This is a genomic window from Aliarcobacter vitoriensis (assembly GCF_003316695.1).
GTDB lineage: Bacteria > Campylobacterota > Campylobacteria > Campylobacterales > Arcobacteraceae > Aliarcobacter > Aliarcobacter vitoriensis.
In genome coordinates this window covers 1-20,150 of sequence record NZ_PDKB01000015.1, presented here as the reverse complement: position 1 = coordinate 20,150, position 20,150 = coordinate 1, and the positions used below count along the sequence as shown (strand labels likewise).

General features: G+C 25.8%; 13 protein-coding genes and 1 pseudogene. 4 read left to right on the top strand and 10 right to left on the bottom strand.

The window, feature by feature from the left end; all coding sequences use genetic code 11:
• Positions 1-7 precede the first annotated feature (7 nt).
• The 4 genes from CRU91_RS12260 to CRU91_RS08890 are packed head-to-tail and all read right to left on the bottom strand — an operon-like array spanning position 8 to position 2,845.
• Complete coding sequence (locus CRU91_RS12260) at positions 8-1,027, bottom strand: GNAT family N-acetyltransferase (protein ID WP_222718441.1); 1,020 nt, start codon at positions 1,025-1,027, stop codon at positions 8-10.
• A gap of 9 nt (positions 1,028-1,036) precedes the next feature.
• A complete protein-coding gene (locus CRU91_RS08900; RefSeq protein WP_113894877.1) occupies positions 1,037-1,471 on the bottom strand; it encodes an SRPBCC domain-containing protein in 435 nt (144 codons plus the stop codon).
• A gap of 16 nt (positions 1,472-1,487) precedes the next feature.
• Complete coding sequence (locus CRU91_RS08895; RefSeq protein WP_113894876.1) at positions 1,488-2,570, bottom strand: glycoside hydrolase family 3 N-terminal domain-containing protein; 1,083 nt, start codon at positions 2,568-2,570, stop codon at positions 1,488-1,490.
• 8 nt (positions 2,571-2,578) lie between these two features.
• On the bottom strand, positions 2,579-2,845 hold the full coding sequence (locus CRU91_RS08890; RefSeq protein ID WP_113894875.1) for a DnaJ domain-containing protein: 267 nt from the start codon (positions 2,843-2,845) through the stop codon (positions 2,579-2,581).
• A gap of 76 nt (positions 2,846-2,921) precedes the next feature.
• On the opposite strand from CRU91_RS08890, the gene CRU91_RS08885 reads away from it, so the two are divergent.
• Positions 2,922-3,395 (top strand): J domain-containing protein, encoded by a 474-nt coding sequence (locus CRU91_RS08885; RefSeq protein WP_113894874.1) that lies wholly within the window; start codon positions 2,922-2,924, stop codon positions 3,393-3,395.
• Here the strand turns inward: CRU91_RS08885 and CRU91_RS08880 are convergent.
• From CRU91_RS08880 to CRU91_RS08860, 5 genes are read right to left on the bottom strand one after another with little or no spacing between them, the layout of a single operon-like run.
• Positions 3,392-5,512: a site-2 protease family protein gene (locus CRU91_RS08880; RefSeq protein WP_235826987.1), complete on the bottom strand. Its 2,121-nt coding sequence runs from the start codon at positions 5,510-5,512 to the stop codon at positions 3,392-3,394. The genes CRU91_RS08885 and CRU91_RS08880 overlap by 4 nt on opposite strands.
• A complete protein-coding gene (locus tag CRU91_RS08875; RefSeq protein WP_113894872.1) occupies positions 5,512-6,846 on the bottom strand; it encodes an efflux RND transporter periplasmic adaptor subunit in 1,335 nt (444 codons plus the stop codon). The genes CRU91_RS08880 and CRU91_RS08875 overlap by 1 nt, the downstream gene beginning before the upstream one ends.
• Before the next feature lie 15 nt (positions 6,847-6,861).
• Positions 6,862-14,421 carry a DUF4347 domain-containing protein gene (locus tag CRU91_RS08870; RefSeq protein WP_113894871.1) on the bottom strand — a complete coding sequence of 2,520 codons (7,560 nt, stop codon included), beginning with the start codon at positions 14,419-14,421 and terminating at the stop codon, positions 6,862-6,864.
• Positions 14,422-14,436: 15 nt separating this feature from the next.
• Positions 14,437-15,156: an efflux RND transporter periplasmic adaptor subunit gene (locus CRU91_RS08865; RefSeq protein WP_113894870.1), complete on the bottom strand. Its 720-nt coding sequence runs from the start codon at positions 15,154-15,156 to the stop codon at positions 14,437-14,439.
• A 15-nt stretch (positions 15,157-15,171) separates the two neighbouring features.
• A complete protein-coding gene (locus CRU91_RS08860) occupies positions 15,172-16,956 on the bottom strand; it encodes a TolC family protein (protein WP_113894869.1) in 1,785 nt (594 codons plus the stop codon).
• 175 nt (positions 16,957-17,131) lie between these two features.
• Between CRU91_RS08860 and CRU91_RS08855 the strand changes: the two genes are divergently transcribed.
• Positions 17,132-17,626 (top strand): DUF4065 domain-containing protein, encoded by a 495-nt coding sequence (locus CRU91_RS08855; RefSeq protein ID WP_113894868.1) that lies wholly within the window; start codon positions 17,132-17,134, stop codon positions 17,624-17,626.
• Here the strand turns inward: CRU91_RS08855 and CRU91_RS08850 are convergent.
• A complete protein-coding gene (locus CRU91_RS08850; protein ID WP_222718440.1) occupies positions 17,608-18,732 on the bottom strand; it encodes a GIY-YIG nuclease family protein in 1,125 nt (374 codons plus the stop codon). The two genes, CRU91_RS08855 and CRU91_RS08850, sit on opposite strands and share 19 nt — an antisense overlap.
• A 60-nt stretch (positions 18,733-18,792) precedes the next feature.
• On the opposite strand from CRU91_RS08850, the gene CRU91_RS08845 reads away from it, so the two are divergent.
• Both CRU91_RS08845 and CRU91_RS08840 read left to right on the top strand, forming a co-directional pair.
• Positions 18,793-18,999, top strand: a complete 207-nt coding sequence (locus CRU91_RS08845) for a hypothetical protein (protein ID WP_113894867.1) — start codon at positions 18,793-18,795, stop codon at positions 18,997-18,999.
• Positions 18,983-20,150, top strand: a pseudogene (locus CRU91_RS08840) (methyl-accepting chemotaxis protein); the annotation flags it as partial. The gene CRU91_RS08845 and the pseudogene CRU91_RS08840, both read left to right, overlap by 17 nt.

Below are 20,150 nucleotides of genomic sequence, written 5' to 3'. Positions count from 1 at the left end.
ATTTAATTCATTTTTCCATACTAAAATTCACTAACTCAATATTTTCTTTTAGCACTAAATTTTTTCTAACTTCTTTAAATCCAAATTCTTCAAAAAATGGTTTTGCAGTGATACTTACATCAGCTTTAATTTTATCTATATTTTCTTCTTTTAATATTTTAAATACATGATTTAAAAGTAGTTTCCCTATGCCACAATTTTGATATTTAAAATGAACATAAAAACAATCAATATATCCATCATAATACTCACAAAATCCAACAACTTCATCTTCTAAAATGCAAATATATGGTTTTGATTTTTCAAATCTTTTTTCCCAAATTTCTAAATCATAATTTTGATTTGCCCAAGCATTTAACTGCTCTTTTGTGTAATCTTTTTTATTTATATAATGAACTGTATTTGTAAATAACTCAACTATTTGTTTTAAATATTTTTTATCATAATCAACTATTAAAAATGAAACATCAGGAAAAACATCTATCATTTCATCATAAGTTTTATTTTTTTTCAAAGCTTCAATCACAACATCTAAAGGTTTTGAATAAATATTTGGTAAATCAAACTCATCTTTTTCTAGTTTAAAAGCAAGTTGTTCCAAAGGTGGAGTAAACTGCGCATTTACACCTTTTTTATTTCCTCTTGCATCAACTTTATACCAGCCAAACTCTTTTAGATAAATTGCATTTAATCCATGTAAACAATAAATATCTTTTTTATATTCACTACAAGATAATCTTTGATAACAAAATCCCGTAGGAATACCATTTGCTCTTAAAAGTGCAGCCAAAAGATGAGATTTTGCATAACACCAACCAGTTTTGTATTTTAAAACATCACTTGCTTTATAAGTTGTAATTTCATCTTTAAAATCACCACTATGATGGATATTATCTCGTACATACAAAAAACAATTTTTTGCTATTTCTTCATCACTTTTACAATCTTTTGCCAACTCTTGTGCGAGACTAAAAACCTCTTCATTTTTAAAGTCAATTATTTGCGTCTCTTCTAAAAACTCTTTCATTTTAAACTCTCAAACTCTTTCAACTCTATTTTTAAGTTTTTCATTCATAGCTTCAAAACCTTTTTTAGTATTCGAAATCATTTTCCCAAAAAATGGTATTAAAATTCCACAAAACTTTTCACCTTGGATAAATGTAGAAGTTCCATCACTATTTTCTTTTATTAAAAAATAGTGTTCACCATCAAATATTCCACTAAATATAAATTTTCCAAGCCATCTTAGTTCTTTGTTTTCTTCACATTTTAAAATAGTTGGTTTAAAAATCATAGTTTTTTCATCTATTTTTACTACAATTTTTAGAGTCCTATTTTCACCTAACTCTCCACTAGCATCGATAATAGATGGATTCCAATTTTTATATTCATCAAAATTTATAAGCTCTTGCCATATTTTATCAGCTTTTGAATTTATTTTTATAGATGTTTCTATCTCATTTTTAAACATTTTATTTCCTTGTATTTTATATATTATTTAATAATTTATCAATTTTTTTATTTGACTCAATAATCTTTTCTAAACTTATATTTTCACTCAAAATTTCACTATAAACAGTATCGACAATCTCTTTTAAAGTTACTGGTTTTGCTAGTTGATTTGCAAAAAGTAGTAAATTCACACCACTATTTATAGACAATCTCAAAGTAGTTTTTAAGTCATAATGTTTGCTTATAGCACTCATTTGCAAATCATCAGTTATCAAAACCCCATCATATTTTAGTTGTTCTCTTAAAAGTTTTGTATTTACATTGTATGACAAAGTTGCAGGATAATTTTTATCTAAGTTTTCATTAAAAACATGAGCTGTCATTATCATATCTACTTTGTTATTGTTAATAAAATATTTATATGGTTCAAGCTCTTTTTTAGTCCAAGTTTTTGTAATATCAACAAAACCTAAGTGTGAATCAGCCAAAGATGAACCATGTCCAGGGAAATGTTTTAATACTGAAATTACATTTTGTTTTTTTAGTTCATCTACAAAAATAGAAGCATATTTTGTAACCTCACTTGAACTTTCTCCAAAGCTTCTTCCACGTGTAACAATAACTTTATTATTTTTATTTAAAGCCAAATCAACAACAGGTGCAAAATCAACATTTATACCAACATCTTTTAAATCTTTTGCCATTGCTTGATAACTATTTTTAGCAAACTCTTCAGCTTTTTGTGCAATTTCACTAGCTTTTAAAGTATTTACAAACCCCATATCTGTTTTAAGTCGCTGTACTACTCCGCCTTCTTGATCAATAGATATAAGTAACTTCTGTTTTGATATAGCTTGTAAATCTTGATTTAGTTTCTTTAGTTGTTCTTTATTTCGTATATTTTTAACTTTATTCTTATCATTTGGATCTTTATCAAACAATATAACTCCACCTAGTCCAGCTTCAATATCTTTGTAAATCTGACTATTTTTACTTACATTTTCACCATTAAATCCCAAAATAACCATTTTTGCTATCATTCTTTCAATATCAGGTTTTGAATAACCTTGTGCAAAACTTGACATTACAAACAATATCAATAATATAAAAATTCTCATTTTTTCTCCTATTTAACCCAATTTTTATAGCTTGTAAATGATGGGAATTGATGTTTAAACTCTTCTATTTCAAAAGAGTAGCTATAATTATCCATATACTCACAAAGTAAATCGTAACTCTTTTTTAGTTCTGTAAATTTTTCATGACTTCCATCACTCATATCTGGATGATATTTTTTTGATAATTTCAAATATTTACTTTTCAAATCTTTTTTTGACATTCTTGTCAAAATACCAAACATATCAACAGCTTTTTCAAACTCACTATAATCCACAAAAATCCTTTATTTCATAAATATTCAATTAATTTTCTTTTTGTATAATACCCAAATTTATTTAAAGGCAATTTTTATGGATTTTTTAGCTTCAGTTATAAGACTAGCAATATTTTTTGGAATTTTATACTTAATATTTACAAATTTTGGAACGTTTTTGATGATTATAGGTGGAATTATATTGGTAATTGCACTATTAATTTACTATATAAAAAAACAATTACTAAAAAAAGCTCAACAATATCAATTTAGATTTGATAGTTCATCTTTTTCAAACCAAGGTTTTAACTACAATGAATTTAAAAATTTTGACTATAATAGCTTCAATAATAGTAATTTTCAAGGGAATTTTTATACACAAAATTCAAAATTAGATGAAGCAAAAGATTTTTTTGGTTTTTCTTCAACTCCTACAAAAGAAGAAGTAAAAAAAAGATATAAAGAGTTAGCAAAAAAATATCATCCAGATTTGAATGGTGGAGATGATGAAAAGATGAAAAAACTAAATGAATATAGAGATATTTTGATGAGTATTGTAGAGAGAGTTTAAAATCCACTCTCTCTAATTATTACTGAAATTGCTTTTTTAAATATTTTTGATATAAAACTAGAATATTCACCAGAAGTCACTAAAATACCAACTTTTCTATTTTTTAAGTTTAGTAGAGCTTTATCTCCTAAATCAACAGTTATTTTATAGTAAGCTTGTTCTGTTTTTATCCCTTTATTTTTATCTTGTCTTGTTGCTATTTCTCCACCAAAATCTGAAGATAATTCTATAAATTCTAAATAAGGAATAGAGATTTTTGAAATTGTTGTTATATTTGAATGAATATCTTTTATATCTCCTGAACTAAAAATAAATTTACTTTTAGTTTTATCTTTTAATAATTTAAAATCATTTTCATTACAAAAGCCAACTATTCTATAATCTAAGTTATCATATAAAGTAAAAATTGGTTCTTTTTTACTTATCCATTGATTTTGTTTAAAAGTATCATTAAAATATATTTTTCCGTCAAAATTAGCCCTTACTTCAAACTTTTTTATAATTTTTTCTAAGCCCTCTTGTTCATTAAATTTTTTTTGTAAATTTTCTTCTAAAATAAATCTTTTATCTAGATTTTCTTTGAAACCTGCTTGTTTATCTACTTCAAGTTTTATTTGTTGTATTTCTTTTTGAAGTAAAGAGAGTTTAAAATCAATTTCAGGGGATTTTATGATAAGTAATAATTGTCCTTTTTTTACACTATCTCCATTTGTAAAATAAATATCTTTTATAAAACCATCTTCACTTGAATAAAACTCAAAATAATTTTTTGATTCTATTATTGCTGGCATTTTTATAGTACTATTCCATGGAATAAATATCAAAAGTAAAAAAAACAAAAATAAACCTAAAGAGATTTTATTTCTTCTATTAAATTTTAATTGAGCTTTTTTACTCCACCAAATTTTTAATTCTTTATAAACTGGTAATAAAATAAACCAAATAATTTCGACTAAAAATAATATTATTCCTAAAACTTTAAAAGCAAAATAGTAAACTAAAACAGCAATTCCTAAAAATAAGAAAAATCTATAAATCCAAGTTCCAACAGCATAAATTATAAAAAATCTCTCTTTTTGTTTTGTTAAAGTTTCAGGTTTTATTTCATCCAAACCTAAAATATTTTTTCTTATAAACCATCTAGCCATTGCAAAAGAACGAGGTTGTAGATTTTTAGTATCAGTTATATCTGAAAGTGCATAATATCCATCAAATCGTAAGAATGGACTAATATTTATAAGAAGTGAACTAATCCAACTTGTTGTTGCTATTATAAATAATATACTTTTTAAAATTCCAGTAGGAGCAAAAGACCATAGAAATGTAGCAATCAATGCTAGATAAATTTCTACTTTCATCCCTGCAACTACTATTTTTAATCTTTGATATTTTGATTTTAATTTCCATGCATTAGTTGTATCAGTATATAAAACAGGAAATAAAACTAAAAAAGCAACTCCCATTGTTGGAACTTTACAACCATATCTTTTTGCTGTAAAAGCATGTCCTAATTCATGAAAACTTTTAACAAAAACTAAAGATAAAAAATAATATAAAAATCCCTCTTTTGAAAATAAATACATAAAAGTTGAACTAAAATTTTCCCAATCTCTTAAAACAAAAATAATTCCTATAAAGCCTAAAATCAAAACTATATTTTGCCAAAGATTAGAATATAAAAAATCAACTTTTGTTTTATTTTTTTCAAGCCAAGCATCTGGTTTTAGTAAAGGAATCCTTATAAAAAGATAGTTATGAATCAACCACTTAAAAATATTTTGTTTTGACTGTTTTTGAATATTTATCATTCTATTTGTATATTTCAAATCATCACAAATTATTAGGTTATTATTAATTAAAAAATCAATAAAAGTTAGCAAAGATTCTTTATCAATTTCATATTCTTTATTTTTTAAAATCTCTAAAAACTCTTCAACTTCAATACTACTTTGCCAATTTGAAATTAGTTCAAAAGCATCAATACCAATATCAAAATATTTATTTAAAATAGGGTCAAATAAAAGCCATTTTTTTGAACCATCTTCAGAAACTGAAGTTTCTAGTAGATTTAAATCATCTCTAATTTTTGGTAAAAATATTTGTTGTTCTTCAAGCATTACCAACCTATCCATTGTCTTAGACTTGTTATTGGTTTTCTAAACAAATAGAAAAATAAAGATACTTTTTTTGAATAAATTTTTGCTGTTCCTCTAAGACCAATTGAAGGAACATAGCCATTTTCTTCTATATCATCAAAATTTGCAACTATTTTATAAGATAAGATATTTTGTTCAGTTAATTCAGGTTTATAAGAGATATATTTTACTTTTGCACTCCACGAGTTTATTGGATCGTTATCAAAAAATGCTTTTATTATTGCATTTTCTTCTAAAAAAATAGCATCACTAACAGGAAGCATAATCTTTAATTCTATATTATTTGCATTTGCTATTAAAAAAATTCTTTCACCCATTTGTACTGGTTTTCCTTTCCAATCATTTGGATTATTAATAATTGCTATACCAGTTTCTTTTGAATAAATTTTTGTTTTATCTAATTGCTCTTTAGCATAAGATAGTTCTGCCTCTTTTAATTTTACTTGATTTTCAAGTTGAGATATTTGACTTTTTTGTTTTGGGTCTAAAAAACTACTTTGCTTAGTAGAAAAAAGTTCTGCATTTGTTACATCTAAAGTTCTTTTTGCAACTAGATAATTATTTGTAAAATCTACATCATCAAACTGAACTAGAAGTTGATTTTTTTCTATTTTATCATTTGGAAAAACTTTAACTTCTTCAATTACAGCATTTAAAGGTGAAGACACAACATAAGGATTTTTTGCATCAACTTCAAAGGGAGCTAAAACAGACAATCTCACAGGTAAGAACATAAAAAGTATTAAAAAAGCTACAGATATTCTAAAATATTTGCTTTTAAGTGACAATTTTTTTAAAGATTGAAAAAAGCCACAACTTCTCATAGCAAATAAAAAATAAGATATTGATGAAGAGATATGTTTTAACATTAGAAGTTCATTTTCTTGCCATTTTTCTTCTTTAAATAAAAGAAAAATATATTCACTTTCTTTTTGTTTTAAAGGTATATAAACTATATTTGAAGGTGTGAATTCAGGCATTAAATTAAGATTTATCTCTTTTAAATCATCTTTAACCTCAACAATAAATATATCTTTTGATTTTTCTTTTTGGTTTAAATCTACAACTACATCTTCTACCCATTGAATATAAGGAGAAGTTGAATCAATAACTGAAATATCAGATACTGCTACAACTTTATATTTTCCTTTTAAATCAATAGTTAATAAAACTCCTTGAGAATAATTTACAATACCTCTTACACCATTTACTATTTGAAAATATAGCTCTTTTATATTTTCACAGTTTCTACAATTATGTTCTAATTGTAGAAGTTTTGATATATTTGATTCCAAATTTTACTCTATGCTTTAAGCAAATAATTTCATAAGATAAGTTCCATAACTATCTAATTTCTGATTTTCAAAAGCAATTTGTTCTTGTAATCCTATAAATTCTTTAGCTTCTGCTTGATTTTTATTTTTTAACTCTTTTAAATCAAGTTTTAAATTTAAAACTCTTGTTGTTCCATCTGAATTTATAGCTTTAATAGTTATTTTTAACTCTTCTAAATCTTCTGGAATTGAACCTGTAATATTTCCTGTTTTTGGATCAAAATACAACCCAGCAGGAAGAGGACTTCCATCTATTTGAGTTACAACAAAATTTTGAGATAAACTTGTATCAATAACTTTAATTTCAATATAGTTATCTTTTATACTAATATCTTCAATCGTAATTCCAACAATAGAAAAAGAATCTTGATTTTCTTGAACAAAACTAACTTGACCATTAGCTAATACATTTAGATCTATATTAGCTTGAAGAACTCCTTTTTCATCATTTTTTCCATTTGATTGTGAATTTGTATTTTGGTTAGTTTGTTCAGATAAACTATCTTTTTTACTATTTTGGCTATTATTATTTTGTGAAGAGTTATCTTCTGATGATAATGCATTATTTTCAAAAGAAGAATTATTGCTTAAAAAAGAACCATCACTATTAAATGTTCCTGTATTTAAAAATCCAACTCCTATATTAGAAATAATCCCAGAATTATTCCCATTACCAAAATTTAATACACCTAAATCACTATTTGATAAACTATTACTATTTATATAATTATTTAATCCATTACCATTTAATGAATCATTAGATAAACTATCACTATTATTTAATCCATTACTTGAATTATTATTAATAATATTGTTCATATTATTGATATTGTCAGATATATTATTATTTATATCATTGATATTACTATTACTTCCACTAGAATTTCCATTATCACTATTTTGAGGAGGTGCAACAACTAACATATTATATGTTCTTGTTATACTTACACCTTGAGAATCTGTCGCTTTAATAGTAATTACAAAAGTCCCCGATTGAGAAACTCTTCCAGAAATAACTCCAGTATTTGGATCTATACTCAATCCTTGTGGTAAATTACTAGCTTCAAATTTGAGAGTATCTGTTATATCTTTATCATTAAATAATTTTGAAATATCTTTTGAATATGTATCTCCAAAAGAGATTTTAGTATCTATATTTTCTGAAGAAACTGTTGGAGCATCATTTATTCCTGCAATTGTTACTGAGAAATTAGAAACTGTTGTTAGTCCTTGAGCATTAGTCACTTTTATAGGAATTATTATAGTATCTGTTTCTCCTTCTCCTATATAATTATAACTTGAAGAATCAAAACTATATGAACCATCACTATTTAATATAAATCCTTTAGGAACTTCTCCATCTACACTAAAAGTAACAGAGCCACCATCAACATTACTTGCTGGTAAAACTCCTGTTATTTTAGCATTTGCGTCTATATTAGTAATTTGTTCAGTAAATGTTGGTACATCATTTACAGCATTTATTGTTATATTTATAACTTTTGTATTTTCTAAAATATTTCCCTCACCAATATTTCCTTTATCATTTAATTTGATAGTCAGACTATCACTTCCATTATAATCTTGATTTGGAGTATATTTTAAACCATTAATAGCATTTTGTAGATTTGATAAACTTCCTTGAATTTTAACTATTGATGAGTTATTTGAACCTTCTAAAATAGTTAATCCATTCATTTTAGATAATTCTAATTTACCATTATTTACTTTTAATGTTAATTCTAAAATTTGTGTATTATCAATAACATCTAAATCTGCTAAAGTTATTGTATTACTATTTTTAAATATTATCGAATTATCTTCATTTATTTTAATACTATTATTTATAACTGCAATTGTAGGATTATCATTAACAGGAGCCACAAATATAGCAATTCGTGCTATATTACTTACTTCGTTATCATTTGAAGTAAATTTATAAAGGAAAGTTTCAACTCCATACCAATTTTCATTTGGAATAAATGTAAATTTAGCAAAATCAGCATCATCACTTCTATTTTTACCCTCATTTAACATAAGTTTACCGTTAGTTAATTGATAACCTATAGTTTTTCCATTTCCATCTTTAATTTCTACAGTAGAACTAAAAGCTACCAAACTTCCAGCTGTTGTTATATTTCCATTCGAATCAGTTATATCAGGTGTTCCTGTACCAAAGATATAAGTTCCACCACTATTATTTATATCTGTAACTAAATCATTTATATTTATAATTGAACTATTATCTTCTTTTCCAATTACATTATCACTATAAATATTTGGAATTGCTGGCATTACCAAAACTAACTTTTGAGAGGTTGAAACACCACCTAAATCATCTATTGCAGTAACTTTTAAATAATTTGCTCCCGGAGTTATAAAATCATTTCCATATCCAGCTATATAAGTTACACTATTTATAGCATTTAAAGTAGCATTTATTTCATCTACTGTTCCTGTAATTGTAACTATATTTGAACCATTTCCACTGATTTGTGAAGCATCAACACCATTTAAAATAGAATCACTCACAGTAATTGTTCCATAATTAGTAGCTTCAATTTTTACTGTTAATGTACCTCCATCTAAATCTACTACACTTAAAATGTTTCCTAAAGATAACGTTCCATTATCATTTTGTCCTATAATTTTTTCAACTATAAATGTATTTTCACCTAAATTTATAGTTGGCAAATCATTAATAGATTCTAAATTGATATTAGCTGTTTTAATACTGTATCTTGAAGCTGTTTCTCCACCATTTCCACCGTCATTTACTTTAATTTCAACTGCTCTTGAATTGTCATTAAAATTATCAGATGGATTATTAAATGTTATTGCTCTAGCCAATGCTTGAACTTCAGAAGAGTAAGCATTTTCATTTAGATAAATTCTTAACTCTTTTCCAGCTTGACCATTTAAAATAGAGTCTATTGTACCTATTATTTTATTTCCATATTTTACATTTGTACCATCGACTGAAATACCTCCAATAGAAGCTATTGATAAACTATCTAAATTATCTTTATTTGTAGTTATATTAAATGATAAATATCCATCATCATAGCTTGTACCTTCTAAATCAGTTATAGTAATATTTGGGTCAATTTGTACTGCTGAGCCATTTTCTACAAAAGTTTGAGGATTTTCAACTCCTCCTAATAATGGTGCATCATTAACTGACTCTATTTCAATAACTAAATTTTTAGTATCAATAGAACCTTTACCATCACTTACATTAAATAAAAATATTTCAGAGGCATTTGTTGATAATGAATTTATAGCATTTGCATTTGGTGTATATGTATATACTCCTGTTTTTGAATTAAGAGTAAGTGTTCCATATGTTCCTACTTTAGTGACTATTAAACCAGATAATGTTCCACCATTTATACCATAAATAAAATCAGTGTTACTATCTATATCAGTTGCACTTAATTTTGCAGTTGTTGGAGTAAATATATCATTTCCATCTGTATCTGTATAGTAAATTGTAGCTACAGAATTTAAAGAAACTGGATCATTTATCCCTACAATATCAATAGTTATAGTTTTTTCAGCAATTCCATTTCTTGAATCTACTACTTTTATAGTATATGTTAGAGTTAAAGTTTCACCTTTTGGTAAATATTTAAAATACTCATTTCCTGAGTTAAATGTCCAATTAATTTTTTCATTTTGAACACTAAGAGAAAGCATATTTAATAAACTACTATTATTTGCTAACAATCCTGTTGTCATTCCAGAAGCTACTACATTTACAGTTGAAGGAGTAAAAGAGGTACCTGTCAAATTATCTGTTATATCTGGATCCGTTATACTTAAAGTTCCACTAGATGTAAGAGAAGAATTTGATTCAACCAAACTTTTTGCATCTGAATCTCCTGTTTCAACAGTTATAGTTGGAGCATCATTTGTTCCATCAATTAAAATAGTTACCGTTGTAGTCGCAGTTGCACCTTGATTATCTGTTGCAGTTAAAGTATAAACTAAACTAAGAGTTTGTCCTGCACCTAAGAAGTTAAATGTATAATCACTTCCTGAATTAAATTCCCAAGAAACTGTTCCTGTCGTATCACCACTACTTATAACTGGATTTGAGTTGATACTTAACATATCTTTTAATATATCATTTGTATAGTTTACTGGTATTACTAAACCATTAGGAGGAGTTACAACAACAGAAGTTATATCAACATTAACTTCATCAGTAAGATCTAAATCTGTTATAGTATAGTCACTACTTAAAACTAAAGAAGTACTACTTTCTTGAAGATTCCTTGATGTTTCACTTTCTAAACTTGAAGTAATATCAGATAATTCAGATACAGCACCAGCTGCATAATACCAATCAAACATTACTGTTTTACCAGCTTCAACATTATTCAAATTAGTAAACATAGCGTATCCACCATCATCATAAGTTTGATTTATTACTGAATTTAATGGATCAATTCCTGGTGAATATTGATTTGATGTACTCCATCCATATCCTGGAGCAATAACTGTATTTACATTTGAATTAGTTGAATAAAATAATACTGCTGTTGCATTTGCTCCTGTTCCCGTATAAACTTTGATAGCTTTTGCTTGTTCACTTTGATTTGAAATCATTGTAAATTCACCATCTACAATATTACCTTTTTGTTTAGCAGGACTATCAGTTCCTGCCACATAATCATCTCTTGTACCAACCCAAAATCTCAAGTTTTCAGTTGAAGTAGTACCAATATTTTTTATATATGTATTTGCTTTAACAAATTTTGAATCAGCATTTAAAGTATATACATTTGTAACTTCTAATCTTGCTGTTCCAACATTTATTTCACCCGTCCAAACAATAGTTCCTGTACCTGTTACAGAGTTAAATCCAGAATTATCCACTCTTGTATTTATAAAAGTTGGAGTAAGATTTACTGTACCTTCAAGATTCCAATCAATATCTGTTTTACTACTTCCTGAATTATAATCTGCAGCAATTGCCATATTTAGTTGATAAGAACTAAATGTTAATTTATACCAAGTCCCATCTTTATAATACCAAGGTTGTTCAAGCATACCTGTACTTGCATTTACTGAATCTATTGAACCATTTCCAAATCTAAGTGAACCATTATTAAATACCTCAACTCCTGCATTAGGACTTGTTGAACCTGCTATTGGAGCTTCTATTGTAGGGTTTGTTGTTTCTATTGTTCCAAATACAGGAGCATCATTTGTTCCAGTAATTGTAAAGTTTATAGTCCTACTTGCAGTTGTACCAGCTGTATCAGTTGCAGTTACAGTATAACTAAATGTGATTGTTTCACCTTGTGCTAAAAAGTTTAAATCAATATTTCTACTATCATAAGTCCAAGTTCCATTTCCCAATTGAGTAGTACCATTATTTGTTATTGAAGTAGTAAAGTTATTTATTAAAGCTGTTGCAACTGCTGAATCAAGAGTTCCACCACTCCAAACAACACTACTTGGTGTTGTTGATATAGTTACATTATTATCTAAATCAGTAAAAGTTATAGTTCCTGTTTTTAAAGCTAAGTTTTGAGAGTTTAAATCTGTTGTTTCTGTAAATTCATTAGTAGTATTTGTTACTGTAATTGTAGGAGTATCATTTACTCCTGTAACATTTATAGTAGAAGTATCAACAACACTACTTAAACTTCCATCATTTATAACCCAAGAAATTGTTCTAGCAGTTTGAGTTAAACTCAAAGCTTCACTTGTTGAATCATAAGTTATACTTCTTAAAGCATTTTGCCATTGTTCTAAAGTTGCAGTTTTTCCAGATGAAGTTAGTGTTAAAACTCCAGTTGAACTATTAAAAGAAGCTGTTATATTACCCATCGTTGAACTGTTATTTGTGAAGTTTAATCTATCTCCAGATATAAGTCCTGAACTTATACTTACTGTTGCACTTAATAATGTGGGATTATCAACATCATTTAAAGTTAAAGTTGGAGATAAAACTACACCATTAGCATTTTCTATATAATTTACTGTATTTGTAGCTTCTATTGTTGGTGCATCATTTATAGCAGTTACAGTAATAGTAAGATTTGCAGTTTGTAAACTATCACCTGCTAATCCACCATATTCAACGATATATCCAGTAATATTACTATTATTCCCTGCAAAATCATTCCATTTAGTATAATTAGTATCGCTACTAGTTCCATAAAAATGTGCATAATCTTCACCATTAGAATCATTTGGTTCACCACTTGCCCAGTTAGTATAACCACTACTTAATAGTGTTCCAGCTTCAGGTCCAGTTACCCATCTCCAAGTGCCTTCAGAAGCTGCATCACTAGCTCCTATCCAACCATTTCCATTTGCTTTAGAACTAATAAGTTGATTTTCCGCTGCACTAGTTATAGTTACTAAATATCCTTTTAAACCATAAAGTGTTTTAGCAGCTGCAGCATTTTTTGCATTTTCCCAAGTAATACCTGAAGCATTTACAAATTCATAATAGTGTCCAGTTACAGTACTAAAAAACTTTCCTGTTTGACTAATTCTATACCCTTGTTCTTCACTACCATCATTTACAGTAATAGTTAAAGCATCTGAACCAGAATAATTTGCATTTGGAGTATATCTTAGAGTATTTAAAGCAGTATTTAATTGAGATTGATTACTTCCAGTTATTTCTAAAGTACTTGTATCAGTACCACTAACAGTTACTCCTGTTGTAGTTGTTAAATTTAAAGTTCCATGTTGTGATACTATTTTAACTGTTAAAGTATCACTTGTATTAGCATCACTTACTTCAAAACCATTAATAGTTATAGTTCCATCTTCATTTACAGTAGTAGCTTCTTTTCCTAAAATATAAGGTACAGAATTAGCTAAAGAGTAATTATAATCTTCAATAACTAAACTTTGTGTTTCTATATTTCCACTACTAACTTCTAGTTCCCAATCACCACCTAAAGCACTACTTCCAGTTATATCATCTGAAGAAGCAACATCAGCTTTAGTTATATTTGCAAGAGTATTTATAAATCCTTGCCCAGTTCCATCACTTGCTACATTACAACCATAAAGTAAAATATCACCATTTTCACTTAAAGAAGATTTCATAGTTTGTAAAACTTCATCAAAGTTATTTAATGTATTTTGATTTAATACATCATTTCCAACTTTTATTTCACCTATATCTCCATGAGATAGGATATGAATTGCATCTATATTTTTTTCATTTTCAAGTATTGAATTTATTTCATCCATAGAACGAACTAAGTAAGTTTCAACACCCTCTCCTATTCCATCAACTAAAGTTTGATAATCTTTAACTGTAATATCCACAAAAGCAACTTCTTTCTTTGTTCTTTCAAAACCTTGAACTGCTTGTGCTTCATGGACACTATTTTCAGCATTATTTTGTGTAACATCATTTGAAGTTTTTGTAGTAGATTTTGATTCAAAGCTACTATTATCAAGAACATCAACAGCAGTTACTACTGCTGCTCCATCAAAAAGGATTCTTTGCTCTAAAGCACTTATTACTGGTTTTTTCATATTTCTTCTTTTCATAATCTACTCCTAAAATTAGTTACTTTCTTGATAAAATTTTGCTGTTGCACTCATTCCGGGAATAATATTCTCATACGGTTGCACCAACTTTGTTCTTACAGTTATAGATTGACTTGTAGGGTCAATAATTGAATCAATTTGTACAACCAAAGCTTTAATAGTTGATTGTGTTTCATCAATACTTAAATCAATTTCCATTCCTTTTTTTAACCAAACAAGCCAAGAAGAAGGTACAACAACTCTAGCTTCAAGATTTTCTAATCCTACTATTTCTAAAAGTTCATCTTGAGGTTTAATACTTTGATGTTTTGATACTTTTTTAGAAGCAACTCTTCCAGAAAAAGGTGCTTTTATTTCACATCTTGAAATATTTATTGAAGCAATATCACTTTCAGCTTTTTGTTTATCAAAATTTTCTTGAGAAATTTGTATTTCAAAAGTTCCAACAGAACCATAAGCATCAAGTTTTTTATTTTTTTCAAGTTCTAATCTTGCTATATTTTTTTCAACTTCAATTTTTCTCTTTTGAGCTTTATAAATAGAGCAATCAAGTCTTATCAAAGTTTCACCTTTTTTAAAAGAGTCACCTTCATATTTTGATAATTCTATGATTTCACCTGCAATTTCACTTGATAATATAGTTTTATCAAGTGAAACAATAACTGCTCTTGCAGTTAAATCTTCATTTGCATATATAGTTGAAAATAACAATATAAAACTGAAAAACTTTTTCATAAAAAACCCTTATATTTATTTAAACTCTATTCTATTTTTTTCTACTAACCAAAAATTATCAATTACTATTGATTTTAGTGTTACACCTTTCTGTACTGCTATTTTTGATATATCATCTGATTTTTTTACAATATAATCTTCACCATTTATAGAAAGTTTCTCACCTTCATAAATTGATATTTTTGATTTATAAAAATTTTTCTTATAAAAGCTATCATCAACTTTAATCTCTTTTTTTACAGGAGTTTCATCTTTTTTTATCTCTTGTTTGATTTCATCTTTTATATCATTTTCTTTTATTTGTGTATCTTCTTTAGCTACAATAAGATTATTAGAAGAATTATCTACTTTTATTTCTTCTTTTTGTAAATCTTTTTTCTCTACTCCTAAAGAAGCAAAAATCCTTCCATAACTATTTTGTACATTTGCATAAGACGATGAATATCTCAAAGTTGCTAAAATATGATTCAATTTTTCTTTAATTAAAATCAATCTACTATTAAGATTTAACTCATTTTGAACTTGTGTTAAGTCAAAAATATCATCAGTAACATCTAAATAATCTTTTGCAAGTAAATACTCTTTTTTAGCTTGATTAAATTTCACTATTGATAAATGAACTTGAGATAATACAGCCATAGAAAGAGCTAATTTTTGCTCTTTTGCTACTTCTACTTGAGTTTTTGCTAATTTATTCATCTCATTAGCCTTAAATACATTTAGTAAATTCCATGAAACATTTGCACCATAAGAATACCAATCATTATTCAATAAGTAGTCACTATTTTCATAAGATAATGATGTACTTAAATTTATACCTGGTAACATTTTAAGTTTTGCAGCAGTAATCTCTTTTTGCGAAATTCTCTCTTGGTATCTACTTTCAAGAAGTTCAGGTCTATTTTCTAAAGCTATTTTTTCCATTTCATCAAGATTCATATTAAACTGTGGAATCTCATAATTTTCTTCAACTTTATCTGCTAGTTCAAATTCAATTCCTGGTTTTAATCCCATTAATTCTGCTAATTCAATTTTTGCAGAAATCAATCCACTTTCTAAAGTATGTAAAGATCTTAAAATATCAAGTAACTCTCTTTGATAAGATAAAGCTTCCATTGGAGATTTTGCCACTCTTTGATTTTGTACTTGTTTAGAATCATTTAAAGCTTGATTTACTTCAGCTAACATAGGTTGAATTCTTTTTAATAAATCTTGTGCTGATACTGCTTGATAGTATGCTCTTCTTATCTCTTGAGTTAAATTATGTTCTACTTTTTTCTCTTTCTCTTTTGCTATTAGTAACTTATCTGCTTGTTGTTGAGCTCTTACATATGATAATCCAAAATCTAAAATATTCCAACTAAAAGTAATATCAGCTGTTGTTCTTTCTTTTTCTTGAGAAACTGCATAAGAAGGATTATTCCCTAAAGGTTGAGGTTTTCCATCAACAAATGAAGTACTTGCACTTGCAGAATAGTTATTTCTTTCTGAATATCCTGCACTTGCAGTAAGACTTGGTAACATATCATAATATACTAAATCCAATTGTTGTTGAGATAATGCAGTTTCTAATACTTTTACTTTTTTTTGTAAATTATATGTTAGTCCTCTTTGTATTGCTTCATCTAGTGAAATAGGTTTAGTCACAGGTAAAACAACTTCATTTAATACACTTAAATCTTTTTCTACTTGTTGTTTTACCTCTTCTTTTAATATTGGTTCAGGCTTTATAGCACACCCCGTAATCACAAAAGAAGTTACAATTGACAACACAATTACCTTTGAAGCTTTTTTTACCATTTTTAATCCTTCTATTTTCTATTTTTTATCTAAAAATTATACAATTACAAAGTCGCTAAAAAGTCGTTGTAGTATTATTTTATAAAAATTTAAAGATATAAAAAATTATTTTTAAAAATTTGTAAAAATATATAATTTATTATATACTTATCAAAAAGTAGAAAAAGGAGTATTTTTGTACATTAATATGACAAAAGTTGCAAATATTATTTTATATATGTTACACAAACAAACAAAAGCTTTAAGTAATAAAAAAATAGAACTTATGCTATTTTTTATGGAATACAATCATTTTAATTTTTGTAACTCTAAAATCATAAATGAAACATTTATAAAAGATAAAAGAGGTGTAAAAGCTTTGGTTCTAAGTGAACTTTTTGAAATCATTTTAAATGAAGAAATTTTAGAAGAAGATGATGATAGAGTATATTTCATACAAGAACTTATGGATTTTTTAGATATTGAGATAGTAGAAAAAGACAATTTTAAAGAGTTAAGATTTGCAAAATTAGATGAGGATTTTGATGAAGGAATATTCTCAAAAGATGAGTTAAGATCTATACATAAAATAGTTCATTTATATAAAGATAATAGTGTTAGAAATATATCAAATGACTGTTTTTCAATAGATAAAGTAAGAATTTGCAAAAATCAAGAAATAATTCTTTGAGTATTTAATTTTGGTAAATCTCCATAAAAATATATAAAATGATTTATAATTTTTCTTTCAAAATCTCTATATTCAAAACTTTTAAAAAATCTAAAATATAAAACATCACCTTTTTCTAATATATTTTTAATCTCTTCTATATGTACATATTTTGTAGTATAAGTTTTAAGTCTTTTTTTTAAATTTTTTGATGACCCAATATAAATTACCTTATTTTTTAAAAATGGATATATAATATCTTTATTTGATGATATTTCATAAACTCCTTGAATATTATTTGACAATAAGGATATGTTTTTTTTATTTAATACTTTTTTACTTGAAAAAAATTTTGAGATTTGTAATACATCTATTTCTCTAATTTTTGGAATTAAATATTTATTTCTAATATCACATACAACTCTTCTTGTTAATTTGATACCATATTTTTCATATAAAATATTAGCTATATCATTATCACTTTTTAGTACACCAAAATTATTATTTATTATGTCTTTTATATAAATTGAATATATAAATCTATTTTTAGGTATTAAATGACTTATTTTATGAATAGATTTGTTGAATAAAAAATATGTATTAGTAAGAATCCTAGACAATATAGATTTATCTAAATATCTATTATATATTTTTTTATAATTATTTATAAATTCTTCTTTACATATTATTTTCATATTAAAAAAGTGATTTGTATCTAAAAAACCTTTTTGTAAATTTAATAAATAATTTATAACATAAAATCTACTTTCATTTACTATATTTATATTTAATAGTTTTAAGTGATTATTATCTTCTAATTTATTCTTGTATTCAAATTTTAATAAAAATAGTTTATAAAAAAGACTTTTGTTATTATCATATTTAAAATATATATTTGATGATAAATTTGTAAAATAGTCTTTTGATAGATATTTAACAACTATCTTTTTCTCTTTACAAGCTTTTTTAAACCATTGTGTATTTAAAACTTCTTCTTTTAAATATTTGATATATTTAAAAAGACTTATATTGTATAGCTTATTTATTATTATATAAAACGAAATATTTCTCATAATTTGTATTATATCTAAATATATATTTTGACATAAAATATTTACTAAATTCAAATGGTTCATTAATTGAAAGATAAGATAAGATAAGATTTAAACAAACTCAAAGTGGGGAATATGGAAAATAAAGAAACTTTAGAAATTTATAACCTAACTATCAAATTACTAGAATGTCTTGAAAAAGAGTATTCAATACATAAATATAATTTCGATGATATATCCAAAAAAATGTTTTATAAAGATAGCATTGAAAAAGTTCATGATGTAAGAATAAGAATAGAAAAAAAAATGATGAAGGATAAAAAAGATGTTAGGAAAATTTAACACAAGAGGGAAACTATTTTTGTTTCCAATACTATTTATATTAATAGTTATATTTTCAGGATTTGTGTATAACTACTTTAGTTCTATAGCAAATGCAAGAAATAATGTTGCAATATCAACAGAAGAATTTATACAGCAAAATTTAAAAGGTAGAATTTCTGTTTATCAGTTTTTAAAAACACCTAGCGAAAATAATATACAAAATGTTGTTAATAACTTTAAAAAGTTGGATGAAGATGTTGTAAAACTAAAATCCATTTTAGTAGATAAAAAGAATATTCAGTTAAGTGAAGAAGTCTTAAAATTATCAAATAATTATATGAAGTTTTTTGATGATTTATCACAACAACGATTAGAAAACTTTAAGGTTGGCAATTTAGAAGAATCATTAGAGATACAAAATAGAATATCTGAAATGGTAAATATAGGTTTAGAATTAGAAAATAAACTTATTGAAATAAATACAAGTGCCGTAGAACTAAGAGAGGAAGCTTATAAAACACTTAATATAGATTTAGTAATTCTTGCTATATTTTCAATAATAACATTTGTAATAATATCAATGTTAATATCAAACTCAATAATAAGATCAATAAATAACTTTAAAGAAGGATTATTGGGATTTTTTGCATACTTAAATAGAGAATCAAATACAACAGAACTTTTAGAAGATAGTTCAAAAGATGAATTTGGACAGATGGCAAAAGTAGTAAATGAGAATATAATAAAAACAAAAGCAGGAATAGAAGAAGATAGAAAATTAATAGATGAAACAATAGCTGTATTAGGTGAATTTGAACAGGGAGATTTGTGCCAAAGATTAAATATAACTGTTTCAAATCCAGCTTTGATGCAATTAAAAGAAGTTTTGAATAATATGGCTTCTAATTTAGAGAATAATATAGATAATGTATTAAAAGTATTAGAACAATACTCAAACTATAATTATTTAAATAAAATTAATGAAAAAGGTTTAAAAGAACATTTATTAAAACTTGCAAGTGGAGTGAATCATCTTGGAGATTCAATAACTCAAATGTTAGTTGAAAATAAATCAAATGGATTAACATTAGATAAAAGTTCAAATGTACTATTAGGAAATGTAGATAAATTGAATTTAAGTTCAAATGAAGCAGCAGCTTCTTTGGAAG